Raw genomic sequence first — 18,669 nt, forward strand, 5'->3', positions numbered from 1 at the left:
CGCTGGCGCAGCCTAGCCAATCACAAACGGCGTATCTGCCGACGTTAACACAAACGCCTCACCCTGGCTTTGCGCCAGCTCAGCCCACTGATAGTAAACCGAACGGCCAACCCGAGCCGACAAACCATAATTGAGCATCAAATAGGGGACTAACTGACCTTGGTAGGATTTAAGCACCAGGGGAAACTCGCCACACACCGGCCACAAACGTCCGAGATTGTCCTGTGCAATAAGTGTCGGACCCAGGCCGAGTGTGGGTGCCAGCTCACAATATTGCCAGGCGACTATCACAAACGGGCTGTCGGCGACCTCCACCGGGCAAGTCTCGGACGGAGATTTGAGCAGATACTGGCCCTGCTCGTAGCACAATACACTGGCGAGTAGTTTCACCAGGCCTTCACGTCCTATGGGAGTGCCTTCGTGAAACCAGCGACCCTGTGCATCGATGGCAAACGCGCCAACCCCACATTCGTGGGCATGCCAGCGCCCGGTGGGCGCATGCTGCGTCACATAGTGGGCGATCAGCGCCTCAGTATTACTCACTGAACACCAGGTTGAAAGTAACCGGTACCGCGGTGGCAATGGTATTCAGACCCGCCACTTTGCGCAGCGCTTCGATGCCAGAATCCAAACCAAAATCGCGGCTGTTGATCAGCACAGCACGCAGTGGCGTCACCTGAAGTTGCTGAGCGCCTTTGTTCACCACCAGATCCACGTTGAGTGTTGCCACCTGACCATGCAATGACAATGTCACCGGGACCTGACGAATGATCTGCACGCCGGGCTTTAACGCCTTGAGGTGCTGACTCACATTGGCGGTGATCTTCGCTTCAGGAAACTTAGCGACGTCAAACAGCATTTTTTGCATGCGTTCGTTGCGAATGGGGATCAGGCTTTCTATGCTGCTCAGATCCAGTCTTAAATCCAGCTCACCAGCGGGATTAATGGTGCCAGAAAGCTGCTTAAAGTGATGATTTTCAGCAACGCTGCCAGCCTTGATGGAGGTAAAACTCACATCGCTGTGCGCTGCGTCCAGCTGCCATGCCTGGGCAAACTGAGCTGATAAGCCAAGAACAGAAAAAAGAAGAGGTTTAAGCATGACGAATTCCTTGAAAATGAAAGTGGTCATATTACCTGCATACCCAGAACAGATGCAACGACATAGCGCCTAATACTGGCCAGACATGGTGTTTGGGATATATTCGAGTAAGAGGGAGAAAAACCGGCTCGCACCATTCACATTGCGAGCCGTTATAGCAATCTGGGGAGAAGCTATCAATACACTGTATCTTCACAAGGAGAGATACATCATCAACAGGATGTCCTACAGGAAGAGGACGCGCGCACTGTAACAAATCACCCAGGCGAAATAAACCATCAAAAGCAAGTTATGCGCCAATTTGATATTTTTTAAACATCAGGCTGCGCATTTTTACCTCTCAGTTACACCTGATACATTTGCAGGGCCCGTCATTACTGGACTTCGGGCAATAAAAAACACGGCCGAAGCCGTGTTGTTTTTCAGCAAGAGTGCAAATTAATGCGCCTGCTCCCAGTTGTCACCATGGTCCGCTTCAACCAACAAAGGCACATCCAGGTCGGCAGCCTCACTCATCAGCTGACAAATATGCTCACTGTACTGCGCCACTTTGTCGGCTTTGACTTCAAAGACCAGTTCATCGTGTACCTGCATCAGCAGCTTGATGTCACTGTCCTGCTGTGTTGCCAGCCACTGGGCTACTTTGATCATCGCCTTTTTAATGATGTCGGCAGCTGTGCCCTGCATCGGGGCGTTGATAGCAGCACGCTCAGCCGCCTTGCGACGCGCACCGTTACGTGCCTTGATGTCTGGCAAATATAAACGACGGCCGAACAAGGTTTCAACATAGCCCTGCTCTGCGGCTTTCTCTCGGGTCGACTCCATATACTCCAGCACACCCGGGAAGCGTTCAAAGTACTTATCCATATAGTGCTGTGCTTCGTGACGCGGAATATCCAGCTGTCTGGCCAGGCCAAAGGCACTCATACCGTAGATCAGTCCGAAGTTAACCGCTTTGGCCTTGCGACGCATATCGGAGGTGACCTCGTCCAGTGGCACTGAAAAGACTTCACTGGCCGTGGCGCTGTGAACATCTTTACCCTCAGCAAAGGCCTTGAGTAAGCCCGTATCCTGAGACAAATGCGCCATGATCCGCAGTTCAATCTGGCTGTAGTCCGCCGCCATGATCACATGATCCTGATCGGCAACAAAGGCCTGACGGATCCGGCGTCCAGCTTCATTGCGGATCGGAATGTTCTGCAGATTAGGATCGGTGGAGCTGAGACGACCCGTGGCGGTCACCGCCTGATGATACGAGGTATGCACACGCTGAGTCTGCTCGTTAACCATCTTAGGCAGTTTATCGGTATAGGTAGACTTAAGCTTGGCCAGGCCGCGATGCTCGATGATCAGTTTAGGTAACGGATAATCATGGGCCAGTTCCTGCAACACCTCTTCTGCCGTCGACGGCGCACCTTTGGGCGTCTTCTTCAACACCGGTAGTTCCAGCTTGTCGAACAGGATCGCCTGCAACTGCTTGGTTGAACTGAGGTTGAACTCTTCTCCAGCCAGCTCAAACGCTTCCTGCTCCAGCTCTTTAAGGCGCGTCTCAATATTGTGGCTCTGCGTGGCCAGCATGTCGCTGTCGATTTTAACACCGGTACGTTCAATCTCAGAAAGCACGCTGATCAGTGGCAACTCGATGTCTTCAAACACACTCACCAAAGTGGGATGCTGCTGTAATTGCGGCCACAGGTGCTGATGCAAACGCAAAGTGATGTCGGCATCTTCAGCCGCATAGGGCGCGGCTTTATCCAGCTCAATCTGATTGAAGGTCAGCTGGTTTTTACCTTTACCGGCTATCTCTTCAAAGCTGATATTTTTATGTCCCAGGTATTTCAGTGCCAGCGAGTCCATATCATGGCGCGTGCCCACACTGTTAAAGACGTAAGATTCCAGCATAGTGTCAAAAGCGATGCCATTGAGCTCCAGTCCGGCGCGGGCCAGCACGCTCTTGTCGTACTTCAGGTTCTGCCCGACCTTTTTATACTTAGGATCTGCCAGAATAGGGCCAATCAACTCAAACACCAGCTGCTTGTCGAGCTGTTCGGGCGCACCCACATAATCGTGGCCCAGCGGCAGGTAGGCCGCTTCACCGGCAGCGACCGCAAAGCTCATACCAACCAGCTCCGCCTGCATGTAATCCAGACTGGTGGTTTCGGTATCAAAGGCAAATAGCTCGGCCTCGCGCAGCTTATCCAGCCAGCGATCCAGTTGTTCGCGCTCTAAAATGGTCTCATAGTCCACCTCAACCGGTGGCGTGACCACTGAGTCCTGCTCTGTGTCTGCGGCCGTTTCCGGCGCGCTCTTACCATCCAGCAGTTCAGCCAGCCAGCGTTTGAATTCACATTGGCCATACAGCTCAATCAACTGATCTTTGTCCATTTCCTGGATCTTGAATTGTTCCAGGTCTTGTTCAACCTCACAATCCAGTTTGATGGTTGCCAGCTCGTAGGATAATTTCAGTTGTGCTTCGTGTTCTGCCAGTTTCTTCGCCATGGTTTTTGAGCCGCGGAAACCCAGATCAGCGATTTTATCCAGGTTGGCATAGAGATCGTCAATCGATCCCAGTCCCTGCAACATGGCCAGCGCGGTTTTTTCACCCACACCAGGCACACCCGGGATGTTATCCACTTTGTCACCCATCAGCGCCAGGTAATCGATGATCAATTCTGGCCCGATACCAAACTTATCCACTACGCCCTGCGGATCTAAAATGGTGTTGGTCATGGTATTAATTAACGTGACATGCTCATTGACCAGCTGTGCCATGTCTTTATCACCCGTGCTGATCAGCACATGCCTTTGTTGCTCTGACGCCAGGCGCGAGAAGGTACCAATGACATCATCTGCTTCAACCCCTTCAATGCTGACCAGCGGCAGGCCCATGGCACGAATAATATCGTGGATCGGGGCTATCTGCGTACGTAGATCATCCGGCATCGGTGGACGATGTGCTTTATATTCACTGTACATCTCATTTCTGAAAGTCGGCCCTTTGGCATCAAACACCACTACCATATGGCTGGGCTGATATTGCTTGAGCAAGCTTTTCAGCATGTTGATGACACCGTAAATGGCGCCTGTGGCTTCTCCTTTGGAGTTGGTCAGGTGCGGTGGCGCATGATAGGCACGAAACAAATACGACGAACCATCGACCAGGATCAGCGGATTTTCAGGGATCTGAGACATAGTTATAGGGATCCTAAAATTGGAAGTTTTAAATCTGGGTTAGCATGCCATAAGGGCGGGAATAAAACGAGTCTGACACAGTCCAAAACAGCCCATGAAAAATGGGGATGGCCTGTGGATAACTTTGTAGATAAACACGCGCTATCAGCCCACACTTCAAAAAGAAGTCTAGGAGATATATTTAAAACACTGAATATAAAAGGAAATTTCTTTTTACTCTTTTATATGCTTTAAGCTAAGATTGTGGACAGTGACTTTGGAGTCAGTTTACAGCCTGCAATTGAATGGCTATAAATTCACCGCTTTTTCTCAAGCGGACGCGTATACTAACACAAACGTTCAAAGATCAAAGCAGATCCTTTATATTTTTTTCTAACTCACGTAATGACAAAATTGCATATATCGAAAATTAAAGACCTTAAAGGGAGATCCCGATGAAACAAGTAGCGATCATTTTAAGCGGTTGTGGCGTCTTTGACGGTGCTGAGATCCATGAATCTGTCCTGACTATGCTGCACCTCGAGCGCCTCGGTGCGCGTTATCAGTGCTTTGCGCCGAATGTTCAGCAGCACCATGTAATCAACCACCTCACAGGAGAAGAGCAGGACGAGCAGCGTAATGTGCTGGTAGAAGCGGCGCGTATTGCGCGCGGTGAGGTCGCAGATCTGGCCACACTGGATCCCAGTGAATTTGATGCCTTGATCTTGCCTGGTGGCTTTGGGGTGGCGAAAAACCTCTCTGATTTTGCCTTTAAGGGTGCACAGTCCAGCATCCTGGCAACGGTCAAAGAACAATGTCAGGCTTTTCACCAACAAAGTAAGCCTATTGCTTATTTATGTATTGCCCCGGCACTGATTGGCCACATTCATGCCAAAGGCACACTGGCGACGATAGGCAACGACGAAGCCACGGCTCAGGCCGTTGAAGCTTTAGGTGCCAGTCATATCAATTGTGGCGTGTCTGACATTGTTGTCGATGACACGCATAAAGTGATCAGCACACCGGCCTACATGCTGGCAGGCTCTATCAGTGAAGCATCAGCCGGTATTGAAAAAGCGGTGCAAAAACTCATTGAACTGGCGTAACGCAAAATAAGGCGGCATCACGCCGCCTATTCTATTGTTCGAAAAAACACCACAGCTGCAAAAATTCTCCCCCTTCACCCTGTGATTTTTTGCCCTAACGCAATAAATTTTATTTTTTAGTCGCTTATAATCAAGTTTACGTTTTATAAATTAGTTGGTGACGTTATAATCGGCTTAATTCCGTCATCCATCGTGATAGATCACGTTCAATTTGAAGTGAGCAAGGTAAATGAAGAAACTTTCAGCAGCACTGTTATTGCTATCTACTGCGGCAATCGCACAGCCATTCGACAATTCTTTAACTGAAGAAGCGATTAAAAAGCGTCTTGAGCCTGTAGGCTCTGTCTACCTGGCGGGTGCCGAAGATACTGCTGCCGCTGCCCCAACTGGCCCACGTACTGGTGAGCAAGTATATCAGGCTTCCTGTTTCGCTTGTCATGGCACAGGCGCGCTAGGTGCACCTAAAACAGCTGATGACTGGGCACCTCGTATTGCTAAAGGCAACGACGTACTACTTGACCACGCGATCAATGGCTTCAATGCCATGCCACCTCGCGGTACCTGTATGGACTGTAGCGATGACGAAATTGCAGCAGCCATCGACTTCATGATTAAGTAAATAATCGCCGCATGGGGATGAATAACACATCCCCTTCAATGACGTGTCTTGTCGCAAAATTCTCGACAATTATCACCATATTGTTATTAAAATTTTGCACTTGACCCCTCATTGTAAAAGTGAAAATATAAGAACAATAAATAGACAATAACAACTCTTGGTTTCATCATTGGAAGATCCCAGCGTCCTAGTTCGCAAACTGACTCGAAAGAACCGCCGTTTAGAGTCCTTGCTGAAAAAATATAAACAAAACTCACACCTGCAGCATGCCCTGATCCAGTTATCAGAGCAGGCCAGCACAGTGGCGGAGTTGACGCTGCTATATCCCGCTATTCACAGCATTTTAGAACAATACCTGCCTAGTAAAAGCTTTTATGTGGTGTTACAAAACCAGTTCACTCAGGGGCTGGAGCTTTCTTATTTTGTTGACGAAAAAGATGGTATTTCGGTCCCTTTGCATGAGGCGAACCACTTTAGCCAGGGAATAACGGGCTACGTCTTTAAAAACCGACAAACTTTGTATCTGAACCGCCAACAAATGGAGCATATGAGTGCACAGGGGCTGTTCAAGGCATTGGGCACCCAGGCTGAGCATTGGGTGGGCGTTCCTATTTTCCGCGAAAAAACCATCATTGGCGTTATGGTATCGCAAAACTATGCGGCGGATGAGCATTACAGTGAGCAACAAGTAGAGTTGCTCGAAGTCATGTCTTTGTATCTGGCAACCGCCATTGAGCGCGTCAAAAAACGCGAGCTGTTAGAGTCTGAAGTTAAAATTAGAACCCGTGCTCTGATGCAGAGTAACGAGGCGCTCAATACCGAAATTGAGCAACGTAAGCGGGCACTGGAACGGCAACAGATCCTGTTTAAGATAGCAGAGCTGGCAACGCAGTTCAGCGACATAGACGACGTATACCAGCAAGTTCACCAGATCATGCGCTCTATTACTTTTGCCGATAACCTGTTTATTGCGCTACATGACAAGGCGTCTAACTGGCTCACTTTCCCATATAGCGTGGATGAGATGACCCAGTACAAGCCACGGCCCTTTGCCAATGGCTACAGTGAACTGGTGATCACCACTGAGCGCAGCCAGCTGATCGACACTAAGCGGGCACAAGTACTGATCGACAATGAAATTGTTAAACGACCCGACAATTACCAGCTACAAAATGCCGCCACCAGTTGGCTGGGCGCCCCACTGAAAACGGCAAAAGGGGTGATTGGTCTTATCGCCTGTCAGGCCTATAACCATGAGTACGAATACAATCACGAGGATGTTGAATTAATTTCATTTGTCTCGAACCAGATTGCCTCGGTTTTACAAACGCATTTAGCCAATCAGGCACTCAAGGCCAGCAACCTGGAGCTGGAACATCGGGTTGCTGAAAAAACCAAAGAGTTGCGTCAGACCAATTTGCATTTACAGATGCAAATTGAAGAGAGAAAAAAGATTGAGCAGCAGCTGTATCATGATGCGCATCATGATCCCCTGACCACGCTGCCAAACCGTTTGCTGTTCCTGACTCAGCTGGAAAAAACCTTACAAAAGTACCAGCGTTACCCGGACAATAACTTTGCCGTTTTATTTATCGATCTCGATAAATTTAAAGACATCAACGATGAACTGGGTCACCAGGCGGGCGATCAGTTCTTAATCTGGGTCAGTAAAGCATTTTCGGAATGTATTCGTGAGCACGACTTACTGGCCCGTCTGGCCGGTGATGAATTTGTGATCCTGCTGGATCATCTGAGCGATCGCCAGCAGGCAGAAGATGTTGCCAAACGTTTGATCAGAGTGATGCAGCAGCCGTTTTGTATGAAAGGCGTATGTATGCAAAGTGGCGCCAGTATTGGTATTACCTACAGCAACAAAGACTACAAAAATACCGATGAGATCATCCGTGATGCCGACGCGGCTATGTATTACGCCAAAAATGCCGGTCGCGGGCGCTACGAGTTTTATCATCCACTGCTCAGCGCAGCCAGCACCCAAAGCAAGCAAACGGAATACCACCATCTCAGCGCTCTGCCGGTACACTTTCGCAGTACCGAAATCGTCAATATGGCCAATCATGGCCAGCAGATTGTGATGTTAGAGGCGTTCGGCGAACACCCGGTTCTTGGCAGCACCAGCTTCGACATTCTCAAAAAATTTGCCGCCGCTAAAGATGAGCAACTAAAAATCGAAATGCAGCTGCTGGGTCAGGCACTCGAGCAGGCCACAACCCTTGGCAAAGCGCAAACTGCCGATGTGCTGTTTGCCTGTTCATGTGCCATTTTGGAAAGCACCACCTTTGGCGAGCTGAAACAATTACTCAGCCAGCGTGCCAGCAACCTGTGTTTGTTGTTTGATGAAAGTGAGATCCGCTACGCATCGAGTATGCAGCTGGAAAACCTCAAAGAGCTGTGCAGCCTGGGGATTGCGGTTGGCCTGAATGACTTTGCCAAAGATCGCTGCGATCTGGCGCTGCTCAGTCATATTGAGTTTAAATATTTGCTGCTCAGTTCAACGTTCAGCAAGCGGGTCTTGCAACAAAACAGCTATGACGTGCAGCTCCAGGGGATCCTGGCGGTCACGGCGCTGAAGTCCATTCAGGTTATCGCCAAGGGTCCGGCCATTTTAAATTTCAGAAGTCTGCTGGAACGTCACGGACTGAGCCTGTTTTTTGGCAAGCAACAAAGCTTGTCGGGGGCCAGCCAGAGCGATCCGGCCACCGCACACGAATCTCTGCCGCTTTAACGTTTTAGCATCGCCCGCAGATTGGCCACCCGGGCCTGACCTTTCTCCATGCGCTCGGCCTGTGACTGCACGGGCTTTTTACCTTCACTTTGAATATCATCTTGCGGCATTTCCTGCACAAAGCGACTGAGTTCCGGAGTGATCTGTTCACCAAACTGACGACGACTCCTGGCGTAGGTCATGGTCAGCGTCTGCTGCGCCCGGGTTACGCCCACATAGGCCAGACGACGCTCCTCCTCCACATTGTCTTCGTCTATGCTGGTCTGGTGCGGCAACAAGCCTTCTTCCATACCGACCATAAAGACGTGTGGATACTCCAGCCCTTTCGAGGCATGTAAGGTCAGCAGTTGCACCGCATCGCTGTCGTCTTCTTCTTCATTGCGCTCCAGCATATCACGCAGCGTCAGCTTGCTGACCACCTCGGGCAAAGTCATAGCTGGATTGTCGGCATCGCCCGTGAGCATGTCGCTGATCCAACGATACAGTTCAGACACGTTCTTCATGCGCATTTCGGCGGCTTTGGCACTCGGCGACGACTCATACAAATAGGCTTCGTAATTGATCTCCCGTACCATGTCCTTCACGGCTTCCAGGGTATCTCCGCGGGTGGCCCTGTCGCTCAGTTCCACCACCCAGCGGGCAAATCCCATCAGGGCATTCAGACCACGGCCGCTGAGGCGCTGTGGCAGCTCAGGTTCAAAACAGGCAGCAAATAAACTGATGTGCTTATCGTTGGCCAGACTCCCCAGCTTCTCCAGCGTCACCGGCCCGATCTCACGGCGCGGGGTATTCACGATGCGCAAAAACGCATTGTCGTCGTCCTGATTAACCAGCAAGCGCAAGTACGCCATGATGTCTTTTATTTCACTGCGGGCAAAAAACGACATACCGCCACTGATCTTATAAGGAATGCGGTTCGCCATCAGGGCTTTTTCGAATACCCGTGCCTGATGATTACCCCGATACAAAATGGCGTAGTCTTTGTAACTGGTGCGCTTCATAAACTTATGGGAAATGATCTCCGCCACCACCCGCTCGGCTTCATGCTCTTCATCGCGAGTTGGGATCAGGCGCAGTGGATCCCCATACCCCAGCTCACTGAATAGTTTTTTGTCGAACTCATGAGGGTTATTGGCGATCAGAATATTCGCCGCCTTCAGGATCCGCCCGGCACTGCGGTAGTTTTGTTCCAGTTTTATCAGGCGCAGCCCCGGAAAATCTTTGCTCAGCAGCACCAGATTTTGTGGCTTGGCACCGCGCCATGAATAGATAGACTGGTCGTCATCTCCTACCACGGTAAAGCGGGCACGCTCACCCACCAGCAGCTTTACCAGCTGATACTGGCTGGTGTTGGTATCCTGATATTCATCCACCAGCAGGTAACGAAAACGCGCCTGCCAGCGCTCGCGCACTTCGACTGAGCTATTTAACAGCAACGTGGGGATCATGATCAGATCGTCAAAATCGAGTGCGTTATAGGCTCTGAGCTGAGTCTGATAGCGGGCATACAGCTGGGCAAACAACGCTTTTTGCGCTTCACCGGCTTCACGAATGGCGCGCTCGGGCTGGATCAGTTCATTCTTCCAGTTACCAATTTGCATCTTCAGCAGGTTAAGCAGATCTTTGTCGCGATCCAGCTCTTTTTCGGTCAGTTCGGCCAGCAGCTGATGGGTATCCTGATCGTCAAACAGAGAAAAGCCCGGCTTATAGCCCAGCGTTTTCACTTCCTTTTTAATGATCTCCAGTCCCAGGGTATGGAAGGTCGAGACCCACAGCCCTTTGGCTTCTTGCTTGCCCAGTGTCTGCGATACCCGCTCACGCATTTCTTTGGCGGCCTTGTTGGTAAAGGTCACCGCCGCAATGTTGCGCGCCTTGTACTCACATTTTTGTACCAGATAGGCTATTTTGTTGGTGATCACCCGGGTTTTACCAGAGCCGGCACCGGCCAGTACCAGACAGGGTCCGCTGATATACTTAACGGCTTCGTCTTGTTTCGGGTTCAGTTTCATACTCTGTGATCACCTTTAGTCAATAAGCTGCTAAGTTTACCGTAATGCTCAAGTGGATCCCAAGCGCTTTTAACCGGTGACCGCTTTAGGTAAGATAGAGACTATAATCAAGCTTAGAGGCCAGCCCATGATCAACCCAGCAAAAATTGAAGAAATCGCCAAGCAGATCTCCAGTAACATGCCACAAGGCGTGAAAAACCTGGCAGATACCTTTGAAAGCAAAACCAAACAAGCCATTCAAAATAAACTGGCAGAGATGGATTTTGTCAGTCGTGAAGAATTTGATATTCAGAGCAAAGTACTGATCAAAACCCGTGAAAAGCTGACTGAACTGGAAGCCAAAGTGGCCGAATTAGAGGCGAAGCTGGCCGCTCAGGAGAACAACCAGCCAGAATAGTCAATGCTACAACTGGTAGCGCTTGGCCAGGTCCACCAGGGCCCGCTCGTAGTGCGTTGCCAGTTGCTCTTCGCGCTCTATCTGAGTATTCAGCTCTTTGAGCAGGCCATCGGCCAGGCCATACACCCAGCCGTGAATGGTTAACTTTTGGCCCCGCGCCCAGGCATCCTGTACCACATTGGTTCGGCATACGTTACGAACCTGCTCAATCACGTTGAGCTCGCACAAAGCATCGCAACGCTGCTCAGGGTGGATTTCATTGAGCATCGCCTGATGCATTTCTTTGACATCACCGACATGGCGCAGCCAGTTATCTATCAGACCTAAGCGGGCATCTTCCAAAGCCGCACGAACACCGCCACAGCCATAATGCCCGACAATCAGCACATGCTCTACTTTCAATACCTCAATAGCGTACTGCATCACAGACAAACAATTATGGTCGGTATGCACCACCACATTGGCCACATTGCGGTGAACAAACAAGTCCCCCGGCATTAAGTCGACAATCTGGTTAGCCGGTACCCGTGAGTCGGAGCAACCGATCCACAAATAATTAGGATTCTGCTGCATCGATAGCTTGGCAAAAAATTCCGGGTTATTGGTCTGAGTCTGTTTCGCCCACTGGCGATTGTTATTGAGCAAGTGTTGCAGCTGGCTGTCAGACTGACACATGGCTACTCCTTATTCTACTGACTGACACCGTGTCGCCTGGATCAAGATATTTCTGGGTGTCAGTGATTTATGACAAAATTCTGAGAGGCTGACATCATACCCGGCCTGTTCAAGATATAACACCCTGTCGAGCACCAGCCACAATTCAATGGCACGGCGAAAAGCATGACGCACCAGCTCAATGCGCTCCGTAATGCGCTGTCTTGCCCGCCCTTGCGCCAGGTAATGTTCAGCATCAAAGCGTGCCGGTAAGTCTAGCTGTTTCTGCTCAGCCGCCCAGTGACAGAAATCAACAAAGGCACCAGAAAAAATCGCCTTATTCACTGACGGCACACTGAGGTACTGAGTATCGCCAGTGACATCGCGGCGTAGCGCATCAAAAGCCAGCCGCCACTGCACTTCCCGCTTGCGAATTTTGGCCACTCTGCCGGGCGCAGTCACGGTTTCCTGCAGCGCCAACTTCATATCACTGTGTGACAAGACCAAGGGACTGTGCTCAGCAACGTCGCTCATTGGCTGATAAGTGGGCTCAGTAAACAAGTGATAACAACAGGGTGACAAACTGATCTGCTCACATCTTGCGGCGCAAGCCTGTGCCATAAAGGTCTGATGCAGACGGCCGCACGCATGCAGTGCCACAGCCTGCTGGCGTGGCTTAAAATAGTGCGCAACGGGATCTTTGAGCACATCGGCACAATGAAACGTCATCGCCAACTTTTGTTGCTCAGCACTGTGCTGCCCTTGCTGACACAACGCCGCCTGTAGCTCCACACTGTCGACGTGCTCCGCGCCCAGATACGCCAGCAGTCGGCCCAGGTGACCTTTCCCGGCGCACCACTCCAGTACCGGGCGCTTTGCCTGATAAACGTGGGCAACAAAATCCTGTAACTGAGTCAGCTTACGGCCCTTGATGCCATTGCTGAGCCAGAACGGAAATTCTGGACGACTCGCTTGTACCTGAGCCAGGGTTGTCAGCTCTGGCAACGTTGCTAATGCCGGTATATGGGGCAGTAAAAAAGCCAGTAAATCAGCGGGCTCATGGTCCAGTGCCGTCACTTGTTCATCGCTTAGCGACAATAAAGCACTTTTGAGTTCAGGCCAGGGAATATCCGTATGATCGAAGGCCAGCAACTGCCAGTACTGGCGGGTGTCCGCAAGCAGAGCATCCAGGGCTAAAAACTGAGAATGAAAGGAACTGCGCATACAAGTCACCGGCACCGAACGAAACAAAGGGCGCTCATTGTATGCGCTCGTGCCCTGCGCGCAAAGCACTGACCGTCATTTTAAGGTAAAACGCCGACGGCGGAAAAAAATCAGGTGTATGTACATGGGCACACAAATCACCGCCACTATCACCGCTAAGGTCAGCATCCATGACCAGCTGGTTTCTTCATTATCCGGCTCGGTATATATAAACTTATGTTTTTGTTCGTGAAAATTAGCAAGATCAAGTCGATAAAGCTGGGCTATCCACAACCATCGCGCCTGCGACATGGCACCCAGTGCAATCCCCGGTGCTTTAATAAAGGGCATCAGTTTATCGGCCTCATTTGCCAGCGCCGCGATACTTTTGCTTGTCGCATACTCAGCCTGAGTGACCGCCAGTGCTTCATCGGGATTGCTCATGGCATAGCGCCAGCCCTGTAAGGACGCGCGGCGAAACCGGGCAACGGTTTCAGGCCGGTAATTCAGCACATCTTCGGAGGTAAATAAGATATCGGCATAAACGTTCAGGCCAAAATGCTTAGGACAGATCTGCCGGGTAGCCACCCCCTGCTGAGCCAGCTTAAAGGGTTCATTAGAAATATACACCTGTAATGCATCGAAACGCCCGGCAACAAAGTCTTTGATGGGTTCCAGTCCGGCGTACAATGGCAGGCGTGACACATCTATCCCAGCCCGCTCCAGCATCACCACCAGCTCTGCCCCCTCAACGCGTCCAAGGTGGCTGATCTTTTTGTCCACAAAGTCTTTGGGAACATAGATATCACTGTCAGCACGAACCATCCAGCAATAAGGAGAAGACTGGAAAATCGCAGCCAGCGCCACCAGCGGCTTGCCCTGCAAACGCTGCTGCAAAATGCCCGAGTGAGTCACACCAAACTGGGCCTGTCCCGACAGCACTTTAAACTGCTCATCCGGATTATCCTGATCGGCAGGCACAATTTTTACGTCCAGTCCCTGCTGGCGAAAAAAGCCCTTATGCTGGGCCATGTAGTAACCGGCAAATTGAAACTGATGGGTCCATTTAAGTTGCAGCGTCACTTCTTCCAATGCGCTAAGCGTACAGCTCTTGCACAACGCAATGGCCAGGATAAAGTGGGAGTAATTCATTATGGTACGCGCCCGGGGCCTGCCTTGTTACAACTATAGAAGGCACCGGACACAATGCAAAATTAGCTGACGCGACGATCCGCCTGTGGCATATCGTGCTGAAGATACTGTTTAAAACACGGATTATCTGTTTCTTCCTGATACTGGTAACCCAAGCGTTGCAGGTGCTCATCAAAGCGCGCTCGGTCTTGTGCACTGAGCTCAAACGCCGCCAGTACATTGCCCTGCGCCGCCCCGTGATTTCGATAATGGAACAAAGTGATGTTCCAGTTACTCCCCAGGGTCTCCAAAAAGCGCGCGAGTGCACCCGGATATTCTGGAAATTCGAAGCGAAACAGCCGCTCACTGAGCGCAACCGGCGGCTTGCCGCCGACCATATAGCGAATGTGCAATTTTGCCAGCTCGTTGTCGGACAAGTCGGTAAACTGATAGTTCGCCTCGCTCAGACTGGCCTTGAGCTCCTGCAATTCCTGCTCGCCACCACGTAATCCGACACCGGCAAAAATCTGGGCCGTTTCCCCACCGGCATAACGATAGTTAAACTCAGTGATCGCACGGCCCGACAGAGCATGACAAAAGCGTTTAAAGCTGCCTTTGGATTCTTCTATGGTTACGCCCAGCAACGCCTCACTGCGTGCGCCCAAAGCCGTGCGCTCGGCAATATATCGCAAGCGGTCAAAGTTGAGATTGGCTCCGGACAATACCGATGCCAGGGTGAGCCCCTGCTCATTATTGTCTTCGCACCATTTTTTTAGCCCGGCCGTGGCCAAAGCACCGGAGGGCTCTGCAATGGCCCGGGTTTCAACAAAAATATCCTGAACTGCGGCACAAATTTCGTCGGCACTGACAGTGACCACCTCATCACAAAACTGCTCGGCCAGGCGGAAGGTTTCGCTGCCAATGCGCTTTACCGCAACGCCGTCAGCAAAACTACCAACCCGCTCCAGCTCGACCGGATGCCCGGCTTCCATCGCCGCTTTCAGACACGCGCTTTCTTGTGCTTCCACGCCAATCACGCGGATCTCCGGACGCAATGACTTTATATACACTGCCATCCCGGCCAGTAAACCGCCGCCGCCAACGGGAATAAATACCGCATCCAGCTGATGGAGCTGCTGCATCAATTCTCGGGCCACCGTGCCCTGACCTATGATCACGTCTTTATCGTCAAATGGTGGTACAAACACACCGCCTTCTGATTTACATAAAGACTGGGCGTACTCCTGCGCGGCATCAAAATGATGACCATGTAGTACCACCTCGCCCCCCTGGCTGCGCACCGCATTCACTTTGATCTCCGGTGTGGTCACCGGCATAACAATGACCGCGCGATGCCCCAGATGAGCGGCACTTAATGCCACTCCCTGAGCGTGATTGCCCGCGGATGCCGTCACCACCAGGCTGTTTGCCGGTAGTTTGCTGAGCTTGTTAAAAGCGCCGCGCAGTTTGAAAGAATAAACAGGTTGCTGATCTTCGCGCTTGAGCCAGATCTGATGTCCGAGCCGGGCCGAAAGCCCGCTCAGCTCGCTGACCTCGGTTTCCCGGACCAGCGGCGAGACATTGGCCTGCACTACAGCACGAAAATAATCGAGCTCTTTTGCCACCATGATTAACTCAATGCCTCCAGCTTCTCGAAATCGCGTACCGCGCCTTTATCTGCACTGGTTGCTAACAAAGCATAGGCTTTCAGAGCAGGGCTGACATAACGCTGACGGTCCAGTGGTTTATAAGCCATTTTTCCGCGGGCATCTTGCTGCTCTTTACGTGCTTGCAGCTGCTGTGCATCCAGTAATACGTCGATGCTGCGCGCAGGAATATCAATGCGAATGATATCGCCGTTTTCCACCAATGCCAGCGCGCCACCACTGGCGGCCTCGGGCGAGGCATGGCCAATTGACAGGCCTGACGTACCACCGGAGAAGCGGCCATCGGTTAGCAAGGCGCAGTCTTTATCCAGCCCCATGGATTTGAGGTAGCTGGTCGGATAGAGCATTTCCTGCATCCCCGGCCCGCCTTTTGGCCCTTCGTAACGGATCACCACTACATCGCCCTTTTTCACCTTGCCACCGAGGATCCCCTCTACGGCGTCATCCTGAGATTCAAACACCACGGCCGGACCTTCAAAGCACAGCATGTCATCATCGACCCCGGCACTTTTCACGATACAGCCATCCAGCGCCAGGTTGCCGGTCAGTACCGCCAGACCCCCGTCCTGACGAAACGCGTGTTCAACACTGCGAATGCAGCCGCCCTCGCGGTCCAGATCCAGCTCGTCCCAGCGACATTCCTGGCTCATCGCCTGTGTGGTGCGCACGCCCGCAGGGCCTGCTCGATAAAAAGTTTGTGCTCGTTCATTATTGGGATCCGTGGCATCCCAGCGTTTGATCACCTCACCGAGTGTGCCACCTGCCACATGCCCCACCGCCAGGTCGAGCTTATCGGCTTTGGCCAGTTCATTGAGGATCGCCATAATGCCACCGGCACGGTGAACATCTTCAATGTGATACTGCTGGGTTGCCGGCGCCACCTTACACAAGAAAGGCGTAGTCCGGGATAAGCGGTCGATGTCAGCCATATCAAATTCGACCCCACCTTCGATGGCAGCCGCGAGCAAGTGCAATACCGTGTTAGATGAGCCACCCATGGCAATATCTAGGGTCATGGCATTGGTAAACGCGGCCTGGTTAGCAATGTTACGCGGCAGTGCAGCCTCATTGTCTTTGCCATAATAGTCTTCACACAACGCCATAATGCGCTTTGCAGCTCCTTCATATAAGAAGCGACGATCGGCATGGGTGGCCAGGGTAGTACCATTACCCGGTAATGCCAGGCCCAGTGCCTCTAATAAACAGTTCATAGAGTTGGCGGTAAACATGCCTGAACAGGAACCACAGGTTGGACACGCTGAGCGCTCCACTTTGTCTGAGTCTTCATCGCTGACACTGGGGTCTGCGCCTTTGACCATGGCATCAACCAGGTCGAGTTTGATGTCGATGTCGGCGAGGCGTGTTTTGCCCGCTTCCATTGGTCCACCCGAGACAAAGATCACCGGGATATTCAGACGCAGTGCCGCCAGCAGCATGCCTGGAGTGATCTTGTCGCAGTTTGAAATACACACCATGGCATCGGCACAGTGGGCATTAACCATATATTCTACTGAATCGGCGATGAGATCCCTTGATGGCAAAGAATACAGCATGCCGCCGTGGCCCATCGCAATGCCATCATCAATGGCAATGGTATTAAATTCGCGCGGCACACCGCCGGCATCCCGGATGGCATCGGCCATCAGCTCGCTGAGTTGATTGAGGTGCACATGCCCGGGCACAAACTGGGTATACGAGTTCACCACTGCCACAATGGGCTTATGAAAATCACTGTCGGTCATGCCGGTGGCGCGCCATAGTGCGCGGGCACCTGCTTGTTGTCTGCCTTCAGTGGTTGTTTTGCTGCGTAACTTTGCCATGTTGACCCCTTTTTCCAGTTTGCGCTGCCCCATCTGGCAACGGCTTTCCTCATTCCAAAAATTCATTGCCGGACCAGTCAGCCCGGCGTGTATACGTTAATGTACTGGTGTTATTCGTTGACGTAATCCAGCCAGTTTTGCGGGTCGTCACTTTGCCCTTTCACCAGGTCAAAGTAAGCCTGCTGAAGCTCGGCAGTGATTGGTCCGCGTTGGCCATCACCCACCTGAATTTGATCCACACTGCGTACCGGTACCACTTCGGCCGCGGTGCCCACCATAAAGAACTCATCCGCCAGATACAGACCTTCACGGGCGATAGGCTCTTCTCTGACTTCATAGCCACGGGCTTTGGCCAGATGCATAATGGTGTCACGGGTTAAACCGGGCAAAATGCTGGCGGTGGTTGGCGGGGTATAGATAATGCCCTTGCGGATCACGAACAGGTTCTCACCGGCGCCTTCACTTAAATAGCCGTTAACATCCAGTGCGATGCCTTCAACATAGCCATGGCGCTTAGCTTCTGCGGTGATCAGCTGCGAGGATAAATAGTTCCCCCCCGCTTTGGCTGCGGTTGGCATGGTATTAGGTGCCAGGCGCTGCCATGAAGACACACACGCATCCACGCCGTTCTCCAGACTGCCTTCACCCAGATAAGCGCCCCACTCCATTGCCGCAACGGTCACTTCCGCGCGGTGTGATTTTGGGTGTACGCCCAGACCCACGTGGCCTAAAAAAGCAAAAGGACGCAGATAAGCATTGGTGAAACCATTTTTAGCCACCGCGTCTTTACATGCCTGCATGATCTCTTCCTGGGTGAAAGGGATCTCGATGCGATAAATTTTGGCCGAATCAAATAAACGCTGAATATGATCCTTGAGACGGAAAATAGCCGGACCCTTTGGCGTATCGTACGCGCGGATCCCTTCAAATACGGAGCTCCCATAATGAATGGCGTGACTGAGCACATGCGTGGTTGCTTGCTCATAAGGGATCAATTCGCCGTTGTGCCAAATGTATTGTGAAGTTTGTGTCATTACTTAAAACCTTATT

General features: G+C 51.5%; 14 protein-coding genes. 4 read left to right on the forward strand and 10 right to left on the reverse strand.

Annotated elements, in window-relative coordinates; translation table 11 throughout:
* Positions 1–12: 12 nt before the first annotated feature.
* The 3 genes from TW77_RS16590 to polA all read right to left on the reverse strand — a co-directional run bounded on the left by TW77_RS16590 (position 13) and on the right by polA (position 4,291).
* On the reverse strand, positions 13–543 hold the full coding sequence (locus TW77_RS16590) for a DUF1285 domain-containing protein (RefSeq protein ID WP_046006098.1): 531 nt from the start codon (positions 541–543) through the stop codon (positions 13–15).
* On the reverse strand, positions 536–1,099 hold the full coding sequence (locus TW77_RS16595; RefSeq protein ID WP_046006099.1) for a YceI family protein: 564 nt from the start codon (positions 1,097–1,099) through the stop codon (positions 536–538). Before TW77_RS16595 ends, TW77_RS16590 begins: the two co-directional genes overlap by 8 nt.
* Before the next feature lie 438 nt (positions 1,100–1,537).
* Positions 1,538–4,291 (reverse strand): DNA polymerase I, encoded by a 2,754-nt coding sequence (polA, locus tag TW77_RS16600; RefSeq protein WP_046006100.1) that lies wholly within the window; start codon positions 4,289–4,291, stop codon positions 1,538–1,540.
* A 434-nt stretch (positions 4,292–4,725) separates the two neighbouring features.
* Here polA and elbB point away from each other — a divergent pair, with 434 nt between their 5' ends.
* The 3 genes from elbB to TW77_RS16615 all read left to right on the forward strand — a co-directional run bounded on the left by elbB (position 4,726) and on the right by TW77_RS16615 (position 8,738).
* The gene (gene elbB, locus TW77_RS16605) at positions 4,726–5,376 is read left to right on the forward strand and encodes an isoprenoid biosynthesis glyoxalase ElbB (RefSeq protein ID WP_046006101.1); all 651 of its coding nucleotides are present in this window, start codon (positions 4,726–4,728) and stop codon (positions 5,374–5,376) included.
* A gap of 229 nt (positions 5,377–5,605) precedes the next feature.
* Positions 5,606–5,995, forward strand: a complete 390-nt coding sequence (locus TW77_RS16610; protein ID WP_046006102.1) for a c-type cytochrome — start codon at positions 5,606–5,608, stop codon at positions 5,993–5,995.
* A gap of 169 nt (positions 5,996–6,164) precedes the next feature.
* Positions 6,165–8,738: a sensor domain-containing diguanylate cyclase gene (locus tag TW77_RS16615; RefSeq protein WP_046006103.1), complete on the forward strand. Its 2,574-nt coding sequence runs from the start codon at positions 6,165–6,167 to the stop codon at positions 8,736–8,738.
* On the opposite strand, the gene rep is transcribed toward TW77_RS16615, so the two are convergent.
* Positions 8,735–10,747 (reverse strand): DNA helicase Rep, encoded by a 2,013-nt coding sequence (gene rep / locus TW77_RS16620; RefSeq protein ID WP_046006104.1) that lies wholly within the window; start codon positions 10,745–10,747, stop codon positions 8,735–8,737. The genes TW77_RS16615 and rep overlap by 4 nt on opposite strands.
* Positions 10,748–10,874: 127 nt before the next feature.
* Here rep and ubiK point away from each other — a divergent pair, with 127 nt between their 5' ends.
* The gene (ubiK, locus tag TW77_RS16625; protein WP_046006105.1) at positions 10,875–11,144 is read left to right on the forward strand and encodes a ubiquinone biosynthesis accessory factor UbiK; all 270 of its coding nucleotides are present in this window, start codon (positions 10,875–10,877) and stop codon (positions 11,142–11,144) included.
* 6 nt (positions 11,145–11,150) lie between these two features.
* On the opposite strand, the gene can is transcribed toward ubiK, so the two are convergent.
* The 6 genes from can to TW77_RS16655 form a co-directional block, all read right to left on the reverse strand.
* Positions 11,151–11,819, reverse strand: a complete 669-nt coding sequence (gene can, locus TW77_RS16630) for a carbonate dehydratase (protein ID WP_046006106.1) — start codon at positions 11,817–11,819, stop codon at positions 11,151–11,153.
* Between the two features lie 9 nt (positions 11,820–11,828).
* Positions 11,829–13,022: a methyltransferase gene (locus TW77_RS16635; protein ID WP_046006107.1), complete on the reverse strand. Its 1,194-nt coding sequence runs from the start codon at positions 13,020–13,022 to the stop codon at positions 11,829–11,831.
* 75 nt (positions 13,023–13,097) lie between these two features.
* Complete coding sequence (locus tag TW77_RS16640) at positions 13,098–14,153, reverse strand: ABC transporter substrate-binding protein (RefSeq protein ID WP_046006108.1); 1,056 nt, start codon at positions 14,151–14,153, stop codon at positions 13,098–13,100.
* 62 nt (positions 14,154–14,215) lie between these two features.
* A complete protein-coding gene (ilvA, locus tag TW77_RS16645; RefSeq protein ID WP_046006109.1) occupies positions 14,216–15,760 on the reverse strand; it encodes a threonine ammonia-lyase, biosynthetic in 1,545 nt (514 codons plus the stop codon).
* Between the two features lie 2 nt (positions 15,761–15,762).
* Complete coding sequence (gene ilvD / locus TW77_RS16650) at positions 15,763–17,619, reverse strand: dihydroxy-acid dehydratase (RefSeq protein ID WP_046006156.1); 1,857 nt, start codon at positions 17,617–17,619, stop codon at positions 15,763–15,765.
* 110 nt (positions 17,620–17,729) lie between these two features.
* Positions 17,730–18,653, reverse strand: a complete 924-nt coding sequence (locus tag TW77_RS16655) for a branched-chain amino acid transaminase (RefSeq protein ID WP_046006110.1) — start codon at positions 18,651–18,653, stop codon at positions 17,730–17,732.
* Positions 18,654–18,669 lie beyond the last annotated feature (16 nt).

It is taken from the genome of Pseudoalteromonas rubra (assembly GCF_000967655.1).
GTDB lineage: Bacteria > Pseudomonadota > Gammaproteobacteria > Enterobacterales > Alteromonadaceae > Pseudoalteromonas > Pseudoalteromonas rubra_A.

Coding starts and splice junctions, on each gene's coding strand:
- TW77_RS16595 (WP_046006099.1), bottom strand. CDS start 1,099: ATGCTTAAACCTCTTCTTTTTTCTGTTCTTGGCTTATCAGCTCAGTTT.
- polA (WP_046006100.1), bottom strand. CDS start 4,291: ATGTCTCAGATCCCTGAAAATCCGCTGATCCTGGTCGATGGTTCGTCG.
- elbB (WP_046006101.1), top strand. CDS start 4,726: ATGAAACAAGTAGCGATCATTTTAAGCGGTTGTGGCGTCTTTGACGGT.
- TW77_RS16610 (WP_046006102.1), top strand. CDS start 5,606: ATGAAGAAACTTTCAGCAGCACTGTTATTGCTATCTACTGCGGCAATC.
- rep (WP_046006104.1), bottom strand. CDS start 10,747: ATGAAACTGAACCCGAAACAAGACGAAGCCGTTAAGTATATCAGCGGA.
- ubiK (WP_046006105.1), top strand. CDS start 10,875: ATGATCAACCCAGCAAAAATTGAAGAAATCGCCAAGCAGATCTCCAGT.
- can (WP_046006106.1), bottom strand. CDS start 11,819: ATGTGTCAGTCTGACAGCCAGCTGCAACACTTGCTCAATAACAATCGC.
- TW77_RS16635 (WP_046006107.1), bottom strand. CDS start 13,022: ATGCGCAGTTCCTTTCATTCTCAGTTTTTAGCCCTGGATGCTCTGCTT.
- TW77_RS16640 (WP_046006108.1), bottom strand. CDS start 14,153: ATGAATTACTCCCACTTTATCCTGGCCATTGCGTTGTGCAAGAGCTGT.
- ilvA (WP_046006109.1), bottom strand. CDS start 15,760: ATGGTGGCAAAAGAGCTCGATTATTTTCGTGCTGTAGTGCAGGCCAAT.
- ilvD (WP_046006156.1), bottom strand. CDS start 17,619: ATGGCAAAGTTACGCAGCAAAACAACCACTGAAGGCAGACAACAAGCA.
- TW77_RS16655 (WP_046006110.1), bottom strand. CDS start 18,653: ATGACACAAACTTCACAATACATTTGGCACAACGGCGAATTGATCCCT.